Origin of the sequence: Pseudoalteromonas prydzensis, from assembly GCF_011050055.1 — a bacterium.
Classification (GTDB): domain Bacteria; phylum Pseudomonadota; class Gammaproteobacteria; order Enterobacterales; family Alteromonadaceae; genus Pseudoalteromonas; species Pseudoalteromonas prydzensis_A.
The window spans coordinates 85,544-105,398 of the sequence record NZ_DRGM01000037.1 but is presented as its reverse complement, the minus strand read 5'-3'; the positions used below and the strand labels follow the sequence as shown (position 1 = coordinate 105,398).

21 protein-coding genes are annotated in these 19,855 nt (G+C 36.8%); 18 read left to right on the top strand and 3 right to left on the bottom strand.

Going from position 1 to position 19,855, the window contains the following annotated elements; genetic code table 11:
• The 18 genes from ENH88_RS03395 to ENH88_RS03310 form a co-directional block, all read left to right on the top strand.
• Window positions 1–345, top strand: a 345-nt coding sequence (locus tag ENH88_RS03395) for a flagellin (protein ID WP_304179427.1), incomplete at its 5' end; no start/stop codon positions are given.
• 436 nt (window positions 346–781) lie between these two features.
• Entirely contained in the window at window positions 782–1,750 is a 969-nt protein-coding gene (locus ENH88_RS03390) for a flagellin (protein ID WP_304179425.1), read from the top strand.
• Between the two features lie 162 nt (window positions 1,751–1,912).
• Window positions 1,913–2,881, top strand: coding sequence for a flagellin (locus ENH88_RS03385; RefSeq protein WP_304179423.1), 969 nt, complete (start codon window positions 1,913–1,915; stop codon window positions 2,879–2,881).
• 77 nt (window positions 2,882–2,958) lie between these two features.
• Window positions 2,959–3,393 carry a flagellar protein FlaG gene (locus ENH88_RS03380; protein WP_304179422.1) on the top strand — a complete coding sequence of 145 codons (435 nt, stop codon included), beginning with the start codon at window positions 2,959–2,961 and terminating at the stop codon, window positions 3,391–3,393.
• 31 nt (window positions 3,394–3,424) lie between these two features.
• Window positions 3,425–4,831, top strand: a complete 1,407-nt coding sequence (gene fliD / locus ENH88_RS03375; RefSeq protein WP_304179420.1) for a flagellar filament capping protein FliD — start codon at window positions 3,425–3,427, stop codon at window positions 4,829–4,831.
• 28 nt (window positions 4,832–4,859) lie between these two features.
• A complete protein-coding gene (gene fliS, locus ENH88_RS03370) occupies window positions 4,860–5,288 on the top strand; it encodes a flagellar export chaperone FliS (protein WP_304179418.1) in 429 nt (142 codons plus the stop codon).
• Entirely contained in the window at window positions 5,278–5,565 is a 288-nt protein-coding gene (locus ENH88_RS03365) for a hypothetical protein (protein ID WP_304179416.1), read from the top strand. Before fliS ends, ENH88_RS03365 begins: the two co-directional genes overlap by 11 nt.
• A complete protein-coding gene (locus ENH88_RS03360; RefSeq protein ID WP_304179415.1) occupies window positions 5,552–7,669 on the top strand; it encodes a 6-hydroxymethylpterin diphosphokinase MptE-like protein in 2,118 nt (705 codons plus the stop codon). The genes ENH88_RS03365 and ENH88_RS03360 overlap by 14 nt, the downstream gene beginning before the upstream one ends.
• The gene (locus ENH88_RS03355) at window positions 7,670–8,152 is read left to right on the top strand and encodes a GNAT family N-acetyltransferase (RefSeq protein ID WP_304179414.1); all 483 of its coding nucleotides are present in this window, start codon (window positions 7,670–7,672) and stop codon (window positions 8,150–8,152) included. It abuts the gene before it with no gap.
• A 131-nt stretch (window positions 8,153–8,283) separates the two neighbouring features.
• Window positions 8,284–9,609, top strand: coding sequence for an aminotransferase class III-fold pyridoxal phosphate-dependent enzyme (locus tag ENH88_RS03350; RefSeq protein WP_304179412.1), 1,326 nt, complete (start codon window positions 8,284–8,286; stop codon window positions 9,607–9,609).
• Entirely contained in the window at window positions 9,609–10,373 is a 765-nt protein-coding gene (locus ENH88_RS03345; protein WP_304179410.1) for a glycosyltransferase family protein, read from the top strand. Before ENH88_RS03350 ends, ENH88_RS03345 begins: the two co-directional genes overlap by 1 nt.
• Window position 10,374: 1 nt before the next feature.
• Complete coding sequence (gene pseI, locus ENH88_RS03340) at window positions 10,375–11,424, top strand: pseudaminic acid synthase (protein ID WP_304179408.1); 1,050 nt, start codon at window positions 10,375–10,377, stop codon at window positions 11,422–11,424.
• A gap of 9 nt (window positions 11,425–11,433) precedes the next feature.
• Entirely contained in the window at window positions 11,434–12,801 is a 1,368-nt protein-coding gene (locus ENH88_RS03335; RefSeq protein ID WP_304179407.1) for an FAD-dependent oxidoreductase, read from the top strand.
• Window positions 12,779–13,747: a glycosyl transferase gene (locus tag ENH88_RS03330; RefSeq protein WP_304179404.1), complete on the top strand. Its 969-nt coding sequence runs from the start codon at window positions 12,779–12,781 to the stop codon at window positions 13,745–13,747. Before ENH88_RS03335 ends, ENH88_RS03330 begins: the two co-directional genes overlap by 23 nt.
• A gap of 1 nt (window position 13,748) precedes the next feature.
• Entirely contained in the window at window positions 13,749–14,423 is a 675-nt protein-coding gene (locus ENH88_RS03325) for a class I SAM-dependent methyltransferase (protein ID WP_304179402.1), read from the top strand.
• Window positions 14,414–15,343 (top strand): DegT/DnrJ/EryC1/StrS family aminotransferase, encoded by a 930-nt coding sequence (locus ENH88_RS03320; protein ID WP_304179400.1) that lies wholly within the window; start codon window positions 14,414–14,416, stop codon window positions 15,341–15,343. Before ENH88_RS03325 ends, ENH88_RS03320 begins: the two co-directional genes overlap by 10 nt.
• A complete protein-coding gene (locus ENH88_RS03315) occupies window positions 15,330–15,968 on the top strand; it encodes a class I SAM-dependent methyltransferase (RefSeq protein ID WP_304179399.1) in 639 nt (212 codons plus the stop codon). The genes ENH88_RS03320 and ENH88_RS03315 overlap by 14 nt, the downstream gene beginning before the upstream one ends.
• Window positions 15,965–16,702: a WbqC family protein gene (locus ENH88_RS03310; protein ID WP_304179397.1), complete on the top strand. Its 738-nt coding sequence runs from the start codon at window positions 15,965–15,967 to the stop codon at window positions 16,700–16,702. The genes ENH88_RS03315 and ENH88_RS03310 overlap by 4 nt, the downstream gene beginning before the upstream one ends.
• Here the strand turns inward: ENH88_RS03310 and ENH88_RS03305 are convergent.
• Genes ENH88_RS03305 through pseB form a run of 3 tightly spaced genes read right to left on the bottom strand, consistent with a single transcriptional unit; the run spans window position 16,699 to window position 19,714 of the window.
• Window positions 16,699–17,556 carry an aldo/keto reductase gene (locus ENH88_RS03305; protein ID WP_304179396.1) on the bottom strand — a complete coding sequence of 286 codons (858 nt, stop codon included), beginning with the start codon at window positions 17,554–17,556 and terminating at the stop codon, window positions 16,699–16,701. The genes ENH88_RS03310 and ENH88_RS03305 overlap by 4 nt on opposite strands.
• The gene (gene pseC, locus ENH88_RS03300; RefSeq protein WP_304179395.1) at window positions 17,553–18,716 is read right to left on the bottom strand and encodes a UDP-4-amino-4,6-dideoxy-N-acetyl-beta-L-altrosamine transaminase; all 1,164 of its coding nucleotides are present in this window, start codon (window positions 18,714–18,716) and stop codon (window positions 17,553–17,555) included. The genes ENH88_RS03305 and pseC overlap by 4 nt, the downstream gene beginning before the upstream one ends.
• The gene (gene pseB / locus ENH88_RS03295) at window positions 18,713–19,714 is read right to left on the bottom strand and encodes a UDP-N-acetylglucosamine 4,6-dehydratase (inverting) (RefSeq protein ID WP_304179392.1); all 1,002 of its coding nucleotides are present in this window, start codon (window positions 19,712–19,714) and stop codon (window positions 18,713–18,715) included. Before pseB ends, pseC begins: the two co-directional genes overlap by 4 nt.
• Window positions 19,715–19,855 lie beyond the last annotated feature (141 nt).

Sequence of the window (19,855 nt, the reverse complement as noted above, 5' to 3'; positions counted from 1 at the left end):
GTTGATGGTAATTTTGACTTTAGCACTCAATTCAGAGCTACAACTATTAGTGTTTCTTCACAAGGTAATGCGCAATATGTTCTTGCTGGAATGGATTCATTAATTGCTGTTGTAGATAAAAAACGTGCGGAGCTGGGTGCAGTACAAAATCGTTTTCAATCAACGATTCGTAACCAGTCAAATATTTCAGAAAACCTAAGTGCTGCAAAATCACGTATCAAAGATACTGACTTTGCACAAGAAACTGCAAACTTAACAAAAATGCAGATTCTACAACAGGCTAGCCAAACAATTCTTAGTCAAGCAAATCAACGTCCACAGGCTGCATTAAGTCTACTTGGATAATATTAAGAATTGAGTCAAAAAATTGACTGTAAAGAAAAGCGCCTTTGTCTAATGGGGTATTAACAAAGGCGCTATAGAAGGATTGCAAAGCGGAGGCTTAAAAATCCATCTGTCATGTTCTAACATTTGTAGAACATAAATTATAAAGCATAAATTATGCCATAGTTTGTGTTTTATTAACCCGCTCTCAAACTTATCTTTCAAAGGCTTCTTTAGGAGCCTTTTTCATTGTGTATCCTCAATATACTATTCTTTGTGCAACTATAAAAAAGTTGGCCTAAAGTTTGCTCTAATCTTATTAAGTTTTTTAAATAACCTGCAAAGTGGCAGTTTTTTGCCCCAGGCAATTAAAGTTTGCCGTTGTAATGAGTCACTTTGTCAAATATCACCTTATTAAAAGGTGATTAAACTTTGACAGATAAGAAGAGAGTTTATTATGGCTTTATATGTAAATACAAATGTGAGTGCATTAAATGCACAAAGACAACTTGAAAGAACTGGGGGCGACCTTGATACTTCATTCAAACGTCTATCTTCAGGTTTACGTATTAACAGCGCTGCAGATGATGCTGCTGGGTTGCAAATTTCTGATCGCTTACAGTCACAAATCTTAGGTTTAAACCAAGGTAATCGTAACGCCAATGATGGTATCTCGCTGGCACAAACGGCTGAAGGCGCAATGGATGAAATTACTTCAACATTCCAACGTATTCGTACACTTGCACAACAAGCTGCAAATGGTTCAAATACTGATGAAGACCGCTTGGCTATCCAAGAAGAAATTCGTCAGCTAGCTGACGAGGTTAATCGTATTGCTGCTGATACAACATTTGGTGGGCAAAATTTACTAGATGGTACGTACTCTGCAAGTTTTCAAATTGGTGCAGATGCTGTGCAGACTATAGGATTTAGCATGCAAGATGTAGGTGGCACCGTTAATTCACTGTCTGCGGATGGTGGATTTACAATGTCTGGTATTGCGAGTATTGCTTCCGCTGTGGCTGGTAAAAGTATGTCAACGCTTGCTGCTGGTATTAGTAATATCGGTAGTGCTAGTGTAACAGCTGCTAGTGCAAGTTTTACTAGTATGGCAGCTGGTGAAATTAGTGTATCTACTCAAGCAAATGCACAGCAAATATTTGCCGGTATGGATGCAATGATTGCTGTTGTAGATAAAAAGCGTGCTGAGCTCGGTGCAGTGCAAAATCGTTTTCAATCAACGATTCGAAATCAAGCGAATATTTCGGAAAATCTTTCAGCTGCTAAATCACGAATCAAAGATGCTGACTTTGCAATGGAAACTGCAAACTTAACTAAAAACCAAATTTTACAACAAGCTAGTCAAACTATTTTAGGTCAAGCAAATCAAAGACCTCAAGCTGCTTTAAGCTTATTACAAGGTTAAAATTAAATAAAAGTTAAATTATTTTACAAATAAAGCTAAAGCTTTCGCTTTATCAGACGATAACTGATTTAGAGAACTACAGATCTAGGACTCTATGTCGACTTAATAACTGGGTAGGGGTATCTCGTTATTGAGTTATAAAATGATAAAGCGGAGGCTAATATGGCTATCTATGTAAATACTAATGTGAGTTCACTGAACGCACAGCGCCAGTTAATGAAATCTGGTAATCAGCTTGATACATCCTTTCAACGTCTATCGTCAGGCTTACGCATTAATAGTGCAAAAGATGACAGTGCTGGTATGCAGATTTCGAATCGCTTAACTGGTCAAGTTAATGGTTTGAATCAAGGTAATCGTAATGCTAATGATGGCATTTCACTTGCTCAAACGGCTGAGGGCGCTCTGGACGAAGTAACATCAATGTTCCAGCGTGTAAGAACATTGGCTCAACAAGCTTCTAATGGTTCAAATACTGATGAGGACCGCCTTGCTGTTCAAGAAGAAATTCGTTCATTAATGTCAGAAGTTAATCGCGTAGCAGAAGATACTACCTTTGGTGGCCAAAACTTATTAGATGGTAGCTATGATGCTAAATTCCAAGTAGGGGCGGATGCAGTACAGACTATTGGTTTTAGTATGCAGAATGTGGGTGGTTCAGCAACAGGTTCTATGTCAGCTAATGCTGGTTTTACACTGTCAGGAATTGCAGGAATAGCAAGTAATGTGACAGGTAAAGGTCTTACAACCCTTGCAGCTGGTGTTTCTGATATAGCGGGTTCAGCAATTGGCGCAACTTCAGATTTTGATACCAAGTTTAGAGCTACCTCAATTAGTGTATCAACTCAAACTAATGCTCAATATGTATTAGCAGGTATGGATTCACTTATTGCAGTAGTAGATAAAAAACGAGCAGAGCTAGGTGCAGTGCAAAACCGTTTTCAGTCAACAATTCGTAACCAATCAAATATTTCTGAAAACCTGTCAGCAGCTCGTTCACGTATTCAAGATACTGACTTTGCATCTGAGACAGCTAATTTAACTAAAATGCAAATCTTGCAGCAGGCAAGTCAATCTATCTTAAGTCAAGCAAACCAGCGTCCACAAGTAGCATTATCGTTACTAGGCTAGACGGTTAATTAGGTCATTATTGAGATATTGTCTCGATAATGACTTATACTTTGTTTGTATTTTGAAGGAGAGCTATTATGGCTGACTTAGGTGGAATAATTAAATCGAGTGAAAACTTCACCGCTAATTCATCTTTTACAAATAAAAATGAGTTAAACGAAGCAAGTAAAAAAGCAACTGTTGAAAATGCTGGTACAAAAATTGCTGGCAGAGAGCCCGCACTTGTTGATAATAGTCAGCAACTTGATTCTGAAAGTGAAAGAAAAGCACTGATTGATGAAGTGAAAGAAAATTTAGAGAAATTAAATAAATATATTCCTGTGACGGCTACAAATTTAAAATTTGAATTTGATGAGCAAGGGGATCCGCCAATTATCAAAGTGTTTGATAAAACAAGCGAAGAAGTTATTCGTGAAATTCCAACAGAAGAGTTTAGAGAAGTTGCTAAAGCTTTGGATGAATTTGCCGATAAACTTACCAATAAAGGTTTGTTATTTAATCAAACAGTATAGTATTTTTTGGAACAGATAGTAGGAGAGAGGTATGCCACTTATAACATCCGCAGGTATTGGATCTGGGTTGGACCTTGAAAGTATTATTCAAGCAACTGTTGATGCCGAAAATGTTCCAAAAATGAATGCTTTTGCAAAAAAAGACAAGTCACTAGAGGTTGAAATATCTTCAATCGGAGAGATCAAGTCTGCGTTATCAAAGCTACAAGACACAATAAAAAAGCTAGCAGATCCTGATAATTTTAATAAACGTATTGCTAATATCACTCAACCAACAAGTGATGACGGTGATCTCGTCTCAGTTACCCCAACAAAAGATATCACTCCTGGCAACTTTAAAATCGAAGTATTAGAAGTTGCTCAAGGCAGTCGCGCGACATCAAAGACGGGTTTTACGTCAACGGATGATGTGGTTACTGCTTCTGGAGGCACCTTGTCATTTGCTGCTGGAGACAAAAGCTTTGATCTAACTCTCGATGCAGGTGCGACATTAGCTGATTTACGTAACGCAATTAATGACTCGGATGATAATTTTGGTGTAACAGCAAATATAATAAATACTGGTACAGAGTCAAAGTTGGTTCTTACTTCGAGCGTGAGTGGCTCTGGTAATGACTTGGTAATCACCAATGATAATGCTGAGCTTGATAATGTATCTACTGATGCTAATGGTGGACCTCCTGATAGCGGTGGTATTGGTATATCTGATGATAACAAAGCAAAAAGCGCAGTAATTAAAGTTGATGGTATTGAGATTACCAATGACACCAATACGTTTAAAGATGCTGTACAAGATATGACGATCACCGCTAAACGACAAAGCGTTGATGGAGAGACGGCAAAGTTGGCTGTTAGCTATGACCGTGAGAGCGTTACAACATTAATTGATGAATTTATTGCTAATTATAACAATGCTATAGGGCAGTTAGGTCTGCAATCGAGAGTCGGTAAACCTTTAAATAGCGATGCAACCATTCGTACTTTGAGCTCGCAAATGGTCAATATGCTTTCTACAAATTTAACGGATGCAGGGCCTTTCACAAGTATTTTCGATATTGGCTTGGGTGTTGATAAGAAAGGTTATCTAGAAAAATCAACTTTAGTCCGCAGTTTAAATACAGCAATGGATGAAAATTTTGATGATATCGGCAAGGCTTTTGCTGGTGAAAATGGTGTTGCTAAACAGTTCGAATCTTTTTTAGATAATTACGTAAGTTCAAAAGGCATTTTAAAGCAAAGAGAAGATAATTTAAATACACAGGTCACTGATTTAGAAGATGATGTGCTAAAGCATGAATTTAGAATGACCGAATTAGAAAGTAGGCTTAGAAAGCAATATGCGGGTTTAGATGTGTTACTGGCGCAAATGCAATCAACACAACAGTACTTAGGAGCGCAGCTTGCGAGCTTACCTGGATTTACAAGAAACAAATCATAAATGAATTTTGATTTAAAAGGGTTTTAATATGTATAACGCCAAAGTAAAAAATTATCAGAAAGAAGCACTCAAGACCCGTGTTGCCGGTGCTGATCGCTATGAAATAATTCAAATGTTAATGGCGGGTGCGATTGAAAAAATGGTGATGTCTAAAGTTGCTATTGAGAGAAAACACATGGAAGCGAAGGCTGAACATTTATCTAAAGCGACTGCTATTATTGAAGCCTTAAGAAGCTGTTTAGATTTTAAAGTTGGTGGTGAAGTGACTGATAATTTATATGCACTTTATTCTTATATGATAGATCGCTTAGTTGATGCAACAATAAAAAATGATCCTGCAATTGTTGACGAAGTATCAAACTTATTAAAAGAAATAAAATCAGCGTGGGATACAATTCCACATGACGTAAGAGAAAAAACGTTAAATGAAAATGGCACAGATGCTCGTGTTGGATGATAGTTTTGAAGCTCTTTTGGTCTCATTAAAGAAAGCCATTAATGATGAAGACTTCGAGTCAGCACTATCTATTGATAGTGAGTTTAAGTTGAAATTTGCCCAAGAGCTTAGTGATAATTACGCTTCGAGTGAGGTTAGCAGATTTAGTGAGTTGCTGCACAAACATCAAACTCTAATTAGTAATGTTGAAACGAGTAGACTCACTTTGCAGAAAGAAATAGCAAAGTTTAATAAAAATAAAATTAATTTGAAGAAGTATCAAAATGCCTCTAAATAATACTGACAATGAAAGTTCTTTGGATGAAATAGGAAAAAAGCTTCAATCAATTTCTGAGAAAGAACTACAAGAAATTAGTTTTGCTGAGCAAGCCAATACTTTATTTGAAAGCAACATTGTAGCATTTAGTAATTTTTTTCCTGAAATTGCAAATAAGTTTTCAAATCATCGACCCAGTTCAAATTTTAACTTATTTCTTAATGAAAATGGCACTGCAAATCTTGTAGATTATGACACAGGAGTGCCAATATATAGTAATGATCCAGTCCAGCAATCTAGAAGACAACTTGAAAAGATGCTTAATAACCCAATTATAGGTCGGGTTGATCATAGCAAGCTCGAGCTTATTTCAAACGAGACAAACTTTGTCCATATAGATTTAATGAAAAGTATTGGTGGTGTGTATAATGACGCAGCTAGAGCGCTAGAAAGTAATACTAAAGTAGATAAGTCTATTCCTAGCGCTATTATTTTTGGTGTCGGCCTTGGTTATTATTTAGAAAATTTTTTTGATACGTTTAACGCTTCTTATATAAGTATTTTTGAGCCTAATGAAGATTACTTTTTTGCAAGCCTTTTTACATTTGACTGGGGTAAATTCTTTAAAAAAATAGATGAAGCTGGAAGTTTTTTATATTTTTCTATTGGCGTTCCTGAGTCTGAAATGTATGAAGCACTTTATAATCGAGCCAATGACATTGGCGCATTTAGTGTTGCCTCAGCTTTGTTTTTCCAGCACTACCCATCTCAGGCTGTAAACAAGTTAATATCTGAGTTTAAAGGTAACTTTCATCAGTTCTTTATGGGGTGGGGCTTTTTTGATGACGCTTTACTGAGTATCGCACATACAGTTGAAAATACTCATAAAAACTTTAATATACTTAACCCTAACAATGATCCAGATAAATCCGTAAGTGACTTTCCTATTTTTATCGTCGCAAACGGACCGTCGTTAGATAAAGACATTGAAGTGATTAAAAGCTTACAAAACAAAGCTATCATTGTCGGATGTAACTCTGCAACAACAGCATTATTAAAGCATAATATTATTCCTGATTTTCATGTCGCCCTTGAAAGAACTAAAGCAACAGAAGACTTTTTGACAGCTTTTGTTCCAGCCGATATTCGAAAGAATATTAATCTACTCGTATTAAATGTTATGTATCCAGGGGTGCTGGATTTATTTGGTTGGTGTGGAGTTGCTTTAAAAGGAAATGAAGCTGGAACATCTTTATTCCACATTACTGAGTTTTTGAAAAAGTGGAAGATTACATCTACAATTGGTTATAGTAACCCTTTAGTTGGTAATACAGCCCTTAGCTTTTTTGGCAGTATGGAATTTAAAAACATATATTTATTTGGTGCTGATAATGGCTATAAAGACCCTAATCACCATCACTCAAAAGGAAGTTATTACTACTCAGGGGAGGGGAAAACAATCCATGCTCCTTTAAAAATGGGTGGCGAGTTGATCGTGCAGGGAAATTTTGGAGGACAGGTTATTACCGATCACTTTATGCACACAGGTAAAGTACAGATGGAGCGTTTCTTAGAGTCGAAAGCAGATACTGGCTTAATGTGCTTTAACTGCAGTGATGGCACTGCGGTTAGAGGTAGTTTGCCACTTCACTCTGAGGATATTTTATTGGGCGAACATAGCCTTTCAAAAAGTGATGTTATTAACTATATCAAAAACGAGTCATTTGAAGAGCTGGGTAAAAATACAAAGCTAGAAGACTATTTAGATTTTGATGAGTTTAGCCAAATTTGTAATACGATTGCAGAAATCCTCAATACTAATATTACAAACCGCTCTGACGCACTTGAGCAACTACTTAAAAGTTTACGTTACTTATTTTCTTTCAAGAGCCACCCTAGGTATACCCATTTGTATTTGTTACTTGAAGGGGAAGCGTTATATGTGACCTCTGTTTTGATTTCATTACTTTATAGTTTTGGAGATGAAACCGAAATAATCCCTTTTTATATGCAGGCAAAAGACATGTGGAAAGAGTTTATTCTCGAAGCACCTGAGCAATATCGAACTCGTTGGAATGTATTAAGTGATTATAGTTTTGACTACTCAAAGCCGTCAGTAAACTAAATGACACTGCTAAAAACAGCACGCTTCAATTTGCGGACACTGACAAAAGCTGATGCTACAATACGTTACCTCAGTTGGTTTAATGACAAGATGAGTAAACAATATATTGCTTACTCATCTACCTCAATTGATGAGCTTGCTAATTATATTGAAAGTAAAAACGCTTCTACAGCATGTTTGTTGCTAGGTATTTTTCATGGAAATGAACATATCGGGAATATAAAGTATGAACCTATATCATATGTAACTGGCGAAGCGACTATGGGGATATTGATAGGTGAACCACAATGGCGTGGCAAAGGAGTCGCCTCGGAAGTTATAACCGCCTCAGCAAGCTATTTAAAAAACAATCACTCAACTAAAGTCATCATTTTAGGTGTTGATACGCGTAATCACTCGGCAATTAAAAGTTATGAAAAGCTTGGCTTTAAAACGTTTAAAGCAAAAGGTCAGGGAATATTTATGCATTGGTCACTAATCTAAATAATTAAGGTACTAAGTAGTACTTTAACTTTCTTAATTCTTGCCGATAACCTATATATAGGAATCAATTCACTCTATAATATTCCTCTGTAACGTACTAATTTTAATCGCAATCTGCTAGAGGGTAGCTCATGGCCTTAAAAAATAATTCAGGTGCCAAGCTTTGGCAACAAGCAAAAGAAATAATCCCAGGTGGAAATCAATTACTTTCAAAAAGAGCTGAAATGTTTCTACCGGAGCAATGGCCTGCTTACTATAAAAAGTCAAAAGGTTGTGAGGTCTGGGACTTAGACGATAACCATTATTATGATTTTTCAATAATGGGAATAGGTACTAGCTCTCTGGGTTATGCTAATGATGAAGTGAATGAAGCAGTAATTTCAGCTATTCAAAATGGTTCGATGAGTAGTCTAAACTGTTATGAAGAAGTTGAGCTTGCACAACAATTAATAGCTATTCACCCTTGGTCAGATGCTGTGCGTTTCACTCGCACTGGTGGCGAGTCTTGCGCTCTTGCTATTCGAATAGCGCGTGCATTTAGTAAAAAAGAAATTGTCGCATTTTGTGGATATCATGGCTGGCATGATTGGTATTTGGCGACTAACCTCAGTGATAGTGAAAATTTAGATGAACAACTATTACCTGGATTAAAACCAGCTGGTGTTCCTAAGCAGCTTCATAATACAGCGATACCTTTTAAAGAAGGTGACATCGATGGTTTTAAACAAATTGTAGAAAAATATGGCGATAGGCTTGGTGTAGTAATGATGGAAGTTTTTCGTCATAGTTTACCTGATGTCGCGTTTTTAAAAGAAGTAAAGGCAATAGCCAAGGCAAATGACATTGTTGTTATTTTCGACGAAATATCGTCAGGTTTCCGTCTTAATGCAGGGGCATCCCATCTGCTAATTGAAGTTGAACCTGATATATGTGTGCTTGGTAAAGCGTTAGGTAATGGCCATCCTATTGGTGCTATCATCGGCCGCAAGGAAGTAATGGATGCAGCGCAACAGTCTTTTATTAGTAGCTCATATTGGACTGAAAGAGTTGGGTTTGTAGCTGCGCTGAAAACGCTAGAAATTTTTCAACGAGATAATGTGCCTTCGAGGTTAAATATAATAGGCAAGCAACTTAAGGAACAAATTAAAGCGGTTGCTAGTTCTACAGGGTTTGATTTAAAGATAATTGGCATCGACAGTGTTCCTATTTTTATTTTCCCAACAGATCAGGCTCTGGCACTTAAAACATTATTTACACAAGAAATGTTAAAACGAGGCTTTTTAGCAAGTAATGTTATCTACCTTTCAATAGCTCACACTCCTGAACTTTGTGATAAATACATTAGTGCTTTATCTGATGTATTTAAATTACTTCAAGAAGCACTTAATGCAAATAAAAAAATTGCTATGCTAATTGATGGGCCTGTTTGTCATAGTGGCTTTCAAAGGCTAAATTGATGAAGCGGGTCAATGCATTTATTCAAGCTCGAATGGGATCCTCTAGGCTGCCAGGAAAAGTACTAAAGAATCTTAACGGAAAGCCAGTAATTACTCATTTGGTGCAACGACTCAGGCAGGCTAAGTGTTTTCATAAAATTGTTTTACTTACCTCTACAAACAGTGAAAATGATGAGCTATGTGCAATCGCCCAACGCGAAGGTATATTGGTTTATAGAGGACCAGAGGAAAATGTACTAAAGCGTTTTCAGCTCGCAGCTGAGTTATTCCCTTGTGATTATATAATGCGTTTAACTGGAGATAGCCCATTCGTAGAGCCAAGTATTTGCGAGCAGCTTTATCTAGAGCTACTATCAAAAAATGCTGATTATGCTTATTTGAGCGAACATTACGCAGAAGGTGTTGATTGCGAAGTATTTAAAACGGCCATATTAACTCCATTAGATAGCCTTTCACTGAGACCGTCTGAGTTAGAGCATGTTACTTTGCATTTTTACGAAAATAATCACGGGAAATACAATGTAGTTGAAATGCAAAGCAACTCAGATGACAGCCACTATAGGTTTACACTTGATACACCAGAAGATTGGCAAGTTGTAAAAGCTATTTCATTAGCTGAAAAAGATTCTACTAGGCTAACTTATGCTGAAATTAAGTTGTTTTTAGATTCACACCCTGAAGTAAAAAAAATTAATAGCCGAATTATAAGAAATGAAGGGCTTGCAATTTCACTTCATAATGAGCAACAAATCGTAAGCGAATAAAATGAATATAAATGGTAAGCAAATTGATCAACAAAGCCCTTGTTACATTATTGCAGAGATGTCTGCCAACCATGGTGGTTGTTTAGAAAAAGCTAAGCAAATAATCCGAGAGGCCAAAATTGCGGGCGCAGATGCGGTTAAGTTGCAAACATACACGGCAGATACAATTACCTTAGCAAGCGATAAACCTGATTTTTGTCTGCCCTGTGATAACCCATGGCAAGCGCATGTTTCTTTGCATTCACTGTATCAAAAGGCTTATACGCCATGGGAGTGGCATAAAGAATTATTTGAAGAAGCAAAAAAGTGTGAAATTGATATATTTTCATCACCTTTTGATGCTAGTGCTGTCGACTTACTAGAGTCATTAGAGGTACCTCTTTACAAAATAGCTTCACCGGAAATTACTGATATTCCTCTTTTAAAGTACGTTGCAAAAACGGGAAAGCCAATCATTTTATCAACTGGCATTGCTGATTTAGATGATATTGAGTTGGCCGTTTCTACTCTTAGAGATAACGGGTGTAATGAACTAGCTATTTTGAAATGTACAACAGCGTACCCGACTCCATTTGAGGAATGTAATTTAGCAACGATAGCGGATATCGCTAAACGATTTAACTGCTTAGCAGGCCTGTCAGATCATACCCAAGGAATTGTTGCCCCAGTTGTAAGTGTTTCTTTAGGTGCAAAGATCATTGAAAAGCATTTTATCCTCGACAAAAAAGATGACTCTGTTGATGCGTTCTTCTCTTTAGATAAGCTGCAGTTTAGTCAACTTGTTTGCTCGATTAGAGATGCTGAAAAAGCTATTGGTTCAGTTAACTATGCTATAACGCAGTCTGCTCAAAAAAATATTTTAGCAAGGCGCTCTTTATATTTTACTCGCACGCTAAGTAAAGGCCACATTCTAACAACAGATGACATAAAATCAGTAAGACCAGGCTTTGGCCTTCACACAAAGCACTACGATCAGGTTTTAGGCGAAACACTAAATATTGATGTTGAACTTGGTGATCGTGTCAGCTTTGACGTATTCGATAATCACTGAGACAAAACTATGAAGACATGCATTATTGTAGGAGGTGGGGTGTGCGGCTTAACAGCGAGTATTTTGTTGAGCGAGCATTTTGATCGTGTTGTTTTGGTCGAGCAAAGTGAATCTGTAGGTGGTTTATTAGGGTCTGTTTGTGACGAGCAGGGCAATTATTATGATCAAGGAACTCATATACCTGTCACTACAGGTATTGCTGAAGTTGATAATATACTCTTTGATATACCTGATATTAATGATAATTGGCATCGTTTTAAAAAACTTGAAACTGGAAATTTTTTTGTAGACTCTTGGGACCTAGAAACACAAACTATTGATGCACGCAAACTCGAAGAAGCTCAATATCACAAAGGGATCGGCGAGTTTTTATCTTTATCAAATGATTGTTCAGAAATGAATATAGAGGATTACCTTAAACAAACCTTAGGACCTACCTTTTATAAGCACCTAGCAAAGCCTGTACTTGAAAAATTATACGGTAAAGATATAGATAAAGACAGACTCTCAAGAGATACGAGTATCAACTACTTTGGTGCGAATAGAATAAAGGCGTTTGATGAAAGCTTAACTCGTGTTTTAAAACAACATCTAGAGATTGATAAAAAATTGGGTTTTCATACGAGTGCGGAATACGAGCAGCAGTTAGAGGCGGCTGGTGTTGAGACGCCCACCTATTATTATCCGAAAGTCGGTGGAGCTCAAAATTGGATTGATGCTTTAACAACGAAAGCAATAAATGTCGGTGTCGAGATAATTTATAAGACACAAATAACTAAAATAACTGCACATGAGCACACAATTAAAGCAGTAGAGCTCCATGATGGAAGCCGAATCGAGTGTGATTTGGTATTTTGGAGCGCCCCCCCTGTATTTGCTTTAAAAGCGGGTGGTTTGCAAGTTGCTAGCTATAAACCAACTTTTAGAACGGCTTATATTCTGCATGCTACATTTGACCAAACTTTACTAAATTCGCGCTCTCATTATTTATGGAACTGGGACCCTAGCTCAGATATTTTTAGAATAACGTTATATGATAATTTACGTAAGGGCTTGAGCCATAGCGTGTCGGCTGAAGTTCTTCGTGATAAGAAAGAGCAAGCGTATACACTCTCGCAAGGTGTTGAAGATTTAAAGCGTATGCAGTTAGTTGCCAGCGATGCAAAACTAGTCAGTGGGTTTGTGCAACAAATTAATAATACTTTCCCTGTTCCTACCTTTGAATTTAATGATGCTACTCATATGAATTATAAAACACTCACCGGTGCGTATTGCAATATTTTAGTTTCTGGTCGATTTAGCGGCCGTTGTTGGTTATTGCATGATGTTTTAAAGTTAGCATATCAAGATATTAGTGCGTACTGTCGTTGTGAGTAGTTATATTTTTTATTGTAATGCTACCAAAGAAACTGGCCTAGGACATTTATCTAGGTGTTTAAACCTAGCAAGAGAAATCGCCTTAATATCGGGCTATCAATCCATTCGTTTTTTTGGTAACTATGATGCTTTTGCATATTCAAAAATAAAGTACTACGCATTTGATTTTTTACCTATTGCGGGGCCAGAAGCTAAATGTTCAACGATCATTTGTGATGACTATTCCTTTTTAAAAAATGACTTGCTCGAGCTACATCTGCAAGGTCATAAATTATGTATTATTGACGATTTTCAGCAGTATGACTTTGATTTTGTTGATCTGATAATTAACTTCCGTTTTAACGCTGAATTATTTTATCAAACACAACGTCAACATTGTTTAGGTATTAATTTTTTCTCGTTTTCGCCTGACCTAAAAGCCATTAGAGAAGAAAAAACACCTATACAGGATCCGAAAAAGGTTATTAACACGATTCTGGTTTTCATTGGTGGAAGCGATACATTTAATGTGGGCGTGAAAGTTATTGCTGCTCTTGACCTTATTTTTACGGACAAAACATTTATTCTACTAGATAAAACAGAACCTCGTATTAATGTAAAAAATAATGATTTACAGGTGATTGGTTTTACAGAAAATATAGCTCAGCTATTTCGCAGTGTAGACATAATAGTGAACGGAGGTGGGCTTACTAAGTATGAGGCCGGTTTTTGCTTAATACCAAACTGTGCAATATCACAAACAAGTGAGCAACACTTAGATACATTAGAGTTATCTAAACACAATTTAACGTATGATTTAGGGTTGGCCGAACAGGCCAATGTAGAGCACTTAGCTAGTGAACTGCAGAAATTTTTAAAAATAATACCAGAGCAGCTAAGTTCATTCGCAAAAGTTTATAATACTAACTCAACACGCAATTTAGCACTTGAGATAATAAAGGCATAATATGAATGAATTTGAATCAAAACAGGCCGAATGGGATCTGACTGCAAGTGCAAGTGCTGACTTTAAGGCACAGGTTGGTAGGCCATTTGACGATAATGCATGGCAGGCTTTAAGTTGTGATGTATTAGATAAACTTGTTGTTAATGATGAAAACGGACTATCAATACTCGATGTTGGCTGTGGAAACGGCCTGTTATTATCTAAATTATCGTCACATTTTGAGCAATTAACAGGCGTTGATTATTCGAAAACAATGATTGAAAAAGCGAATGAATTACTTCCATCTGCTTTGTTTTATCAATCTCAAGCAAAGCAGCTCAACTTTAAGGATGCAGGTTTCGATAGAGTACTTAGTTATAGTATCTTTCATTACTTCCCTAGTTATGAGTATGCAATTGAAACTATCTTAGAAATGATAAGAGTAACTAAACGAGGAGGAGTTATTTTACTTGGTGACCTACTAGACGACCACTACGAAAAGGCAATTAAAAGCAACAGTGATTTAGAGTATGAAAAAACAATTCCATTAATTCACCGTTACTCCCAGTGGCGCTTTTTTAATTTTGAAAAATTACTGGCAGACTTAGCTCCTCATGTTGATAGAATAGAGGTATTGAGCCAGCCTGAAGTCTTCCCGTTATCGGATTATAGAAAGGACATTAGGTTGTGGGTATAAACCTATTAGAGCAGCAGCTCAGTGCGTATTTTGAGCGTGATTATGTCACACTCACTCGCTCTGGTAGTTTTGCTATTGTAACCGCTTTGCATAGTGCAGGAATTGAGCTTGGTAGTGACGTTATTATACCAGCCAGTTGTTGTCCAATAGTATTATTTGCAGTTCAAATGGCTGGTTTTAATGTTGTGCTTGCAGACGTCTCGCTTCTATCACTTTCAATGGAAGTAGAACATATTGATGCTGTTATGAACCAAGATGTTAAGGCTATAGTTGCTGTGCATGGTTATGGACATTATTGCGAGATAGACAAAATAGCGAATTATGCAAAATGCCATGCATTACTTTTAATAGAAGATGCCTGCCTTGCTTACGGTGGACAATATCAGGGAAAGCCAATAGGCAGTTTTGGCGACTTTTCAGTTGTTAGCTTTGGCTATGATAAGCCAATAGCTGCGAACTATGGCGGCGCGCTGATGACAAATAATGAACAGTTTAGTGCCAAGTCGCAGGCATTTTTAAGTAATAACCAATTGGCTCAATTTGCAGCAATAGAAAAGCTTAAAAGTATTTCATCCAGTATGACTCAGCTTGATATATTGACTAAAGCTAGGCAGAAAAACATTGCTTTTATTGAACAAAACGTAACAAACCTTGCTTTTAAAAAACTTCCCTATAGTGATGATATCAATTATTGGCGTTATCCTTTATTTGTTGAGCAACGGGGCATGTTTTTGCACAAAGCAAAAGAGAATAATATTGTTTTTACTACTCACTACAAGTCATTAGGTGAGTTGCAAACACAAGGACACTTTGTGAATGCAACAAAAATAAGTAATCAAATAATTAATTTATTTGTTCAGCCTTTTACTAAGCAAGAGCAATTAACTGACATGGTTGAGTTTATTAATGACTACAGATAGCCATCAAGCTTTAAAAGCATACTATCAAAAACTTTATCAGCAACATGGTGATTGTCATCATGCTGTACAGCATGTTTCTAAGGCGGCACAAAATGTGCGATTTAAGATATTTTTAGAACAAATACCGCTTGATAGCAATGTTATTGATTTAGGTTGTGGGCTTGGTGATATGCTTGCCTATTTTAGATTACATGGTTTCACTGGTGGCTATCTTGGTTATGATTTTGTCCCTGAGTTCATTAATTCAGCTAAAAATAAATTTGTAGATGATGCTAAGGCTCAGTTTGAGGTTTTTGATATTTTTAAAAACTCAATGTCAGAACAGTACGATTATATACTCATTAGCGGCGTTTTTAATAATAAACTAGATGATAATCTAACATTTATAATGCAAACTTTGGATAAAAGTTTTTTAAGTTGCAAGAAATCTGTGATCTTTAATGCACTTTCAAGCTATGTAGAATACGAAGATCCAACTTTATTTTATATTAACCCGATTAATTTATTTGATGAATGTAAGCAAAATTTAACCCCTTTTATAGACTTGAAACATGATTATGTAATAAAAAAAGGTGGCTTTCCTTATGAGTTTACAATGAAGCTGAGTAAAGAGGCTAATTTATGATATTGAGTGTTATGCAGCCGACTTATTTACCTTGGCTTGGTTATTTTTCTTTAATAGATAGCGCTGATAAGTTTATTTTTTTAGATAATGTAAAACTTGAAAAAAGTGACTGGCATATTCGTAACAGAATTAAAACAAAAAACCAGGCACTCATGTTAAGTTGCCACGTTACAATGCCAGATGGGCGTATGGGTGCGACTATTGAAAATACGCCATATATAAATGCAGGTTCCTGGAAGAAGAAGCACTTAAAGAGTATTTACGAAAACTACAATAAAACAGCGTATTTCGCTGATCTATTTTCCCGCCTTTCAGAGGTATTTGAAAAAGATAACTTAAATACTGTCGCAAAATTTAATATTGCATTGATTAAAATGCTTATGAAATATATGGATATAACAACACCTACTTGCAGTTCGTCACAGTTACCCACTGTCTCAGGCATTAAAGATGAGCGTTTAGTGTCTTTGTGTGAGGTTATGCATTGTGATACCTATCTATCTCCGCTAGGTGCTAAAGATTATATTGAAGCAAACACACCGGGTGGTGAGCTGGTAAGTAATGGGATTGATGTGTTTTACCAAAACTTTGAACATCCAAATTACATTCAGCAAAAAGGTGAATTTATTTCTCACCTGAGTGCTTTAGATTGCTTATTTAATATAGGTCCAGATAATACGTTAGTGTTGGTCAGAGAATCGACAAAAGCGCCTATCAATTATATGGATCTCTAACTTATTTGCCAGTTTGCAGGGTTAATAAAGTGCTCATCCTGTAAGCTGATTTCTTCAAAGTCGATATCGTAATTTGGGTTATCTATATTTATTAAGATGCCTTCGAGCTGGGCCAAATTATTTATACCGACAACGACTTTATCGATTTGAGTAATATTCATTACGTAATTTAGTGCTAACGAGAGAGGGGAGGTGTTTAGTTTTTTTGCTAATTGGTGGAATCGTTCTAGTTGAGGCTTTATCGGGTTAAAATATGCAGGCCAGTCTCCCTCACTCATCAGAAGTAGTCCTTGCAAAAAAGCGGATCGGGTATGGACTTCAATGTTTTTGCTCTTTAGTCTATCTAAAGCCCCAGTTTTGATAAACCGCTGATCAAATATGTTTACAGGTATTTGCACCAAATCTGCAAAACAAAGCATTTCATCCGATATTTGTGTTGGCGAGTATAAAGATAAACCTATTTTTTCTACCAACCCCTGCGCTTTTTTGTTTTTTAAAATAGCAGTTAATTCCGGGTAATGATTAAAGTCTTGTGCGTTATGTAACAGCAAACCATAGATAGCGGGCAGCTGGAGATCTTTAAGCGTTTTATCTAAGTCGTTTGTGACGCAATCATTTACATTACTTTGCGATGTTATCGGCTTTATTTTACTCACAACTTTAAAAGACGAAAGACCACATTGGCCTAATCTAGCCTCCGCATCTCCATATGCAGAAGCGGTATCAATTGTTGTGATTGATGCCGTTTTTGCAAGTTCAATTATCTGTTGAATTTGATTCTGAGAGGTCTGGCCTGAGGTATTACTCACACCGTAATTTATGCCAAATTGGACAGTTCCTAAAGCAATTTTCATAAAAACTCTATGATTGTTTTTATTATGTAATCCTGCTCCAAATTTGTTAGTTTTGGATGCAGTGGAATGGTAAGCGCAGAATGATAATATTCAATCGCATTTGGAAAGTCAGATTTTTTGAAACCAAGTGCTTGATAGTAAGGTTGTATATGGATAGGTATGTAGTGCAAATGGCTTGTAATATTGTGTTCTCTTAAAGAACAAATGAGCTCTTTATGCTTTTTAACGGCATCCCCAGTTAATCGAATAATATACAAATGGTAACTTGAATAGCTTTGTGAAGATTGATGTAAGTGTGAAATTGGTAAGTTTTTAAATTCGTTAGTATAAATATTAGCTAGTTTATTTCGCTCAGCGACAAATTGATCAAGCTCTTTAAGCTGACTTAGCCCTAGTGCAGCTTGTAGTTCAGTCATTCTATAATTAAAGCCAAGGTCAATTTGTTGGTAATACCAAGGTCCATGACTGAGCTCTGTCATTTCATCAGGATCACTGGTAATGCCATGACTGCGTAAACGCTTTAAAAGTTTTGCTAGTTCTTCATTATTTGTAACCGCCATGCCGCCTTCAGCTGAAGTGATGATTTTTACGGGATGAAAGCTGAATACGCAAATATCAGAAAATTCACAATTTCCAACGGGTTTATCAAAATATTTAGCACCAATAGCGTGGGAAGCATCTTCGATAATTTTAAAATCATATTTAGTAGCGAGCTGATAAATGGCTTGCATATCGCATGATTGGCCTGCCAAATGAACTGGGATAACTACTTTAGGGAGAGAGTCTGTTTTTTTTGCACTGATTAATTTTTGTTCTAATGCGCTAGGTGACATATTCCCTGTATCTAGATCTATATCAACAAAGTCGACTTTGGCACCACAATATAATGCGCAGTTTGCCGAGGCTACAAAAGAGATCGGAGAAGTCCAAACAATATCACTTTCCCCAACGCCTAATGCTAAGCAAGCGATATGTAGAGCAGATGTGGCGCTATTAGTCGCACAAGCAAAATTTACACCACAGTAATCAGCAATCGCTTGCTCAAAAGCGGGTACTTTAGGGCCTTGTGTAAGCCAGTCAGACTTTAATACATTAACAACGGCATCTATATCGTCTTGTGAAATACTTTGTTTGCCGTAAGGAATTACTTTATTTGTCATAGTAGTGCTTGCACATTAAAGTTTTTTATTTCTTCAAGAGTCATATAGTGTGGGTTGCTTAAAGAGTTATATTCAAAGCCTTGTTTTACTTTTTTACCTTTTTCGCCAATTGCATTCACGGTAAAGTCATTGCTGCGGCTGCTAAACTTGATTCCAGGAGCAATAACAAAATGATCCTTATATTCATAGGTTTCAAAACATAGATCTGCAGGGCACATTACTTCATGAAGCTTTTCACCTGGACGAATACCGATTATTTTAGTAGGTAAATCGGGCGCCATAGCTTTGGCTAAATCCGTAATACGGATTGAGGGTATTTTTGGCACGAAAATTTCACCACCCAGCATTCTTTCAAAGTTGGTTAATACAAAATCTACACCTTGCTGCAGGCTTATCCAAAAGCGGGTCATTTCGTCATGGGTAATCGGAATATGGTCGCGACCTTGCTCAATGAACCTTTGAAAAATAGGAACAACTGAACCACGAGAACACACTACATTGCCATAACGTACAACGGAAAAAGTGGTTTTATGGCCTCCCGCAATATTGTTAGCCGCGACAAAAAGCTTATCCGATGCCAATTTAGTAGCGCCATATAAGTTTATTGGATTAGCCGCTTTGTCAGTTGAGAGTGCGATAATTTTCTCAACATTATTATCAAGGGCAGCATCAATCACGTTCTCCGCACCGTTTATATTGGTTTTAATGCATTCCATAGGATTGTATTCAGCTGCGGGAACTTGCTTAAGAGCTGCTGCATGAATAACGTAATTTACTCCACGCATTGCTCTGCGTAATCTGTCTTTATCGCGTACATCACCGATGAAGTAACGCATACAGGGTTGATCAAACTCTTGCTGCATCTCAAACTGTTTTAGCTCATCACGTGAAAAAATAATAATCTTTTTAGGCTTGTATCGTTCAAGCAAGGTTTTTACGTATTTCTTACCGAATGATCCGGTACCACCGGTAATTAGAATCGTTTTATTATCGAACATAGTGTTACCCAAGTTGTTTATCATTGGCGCTTAAATACGCATTGTGAGAATTTTGACACATTTCTCAGTAATTTAACTATTAACAAGGTGACTAGCAAGCTCGGTGCCAAGTTAATTTAGTTTAACCATGGTACAAAGTGC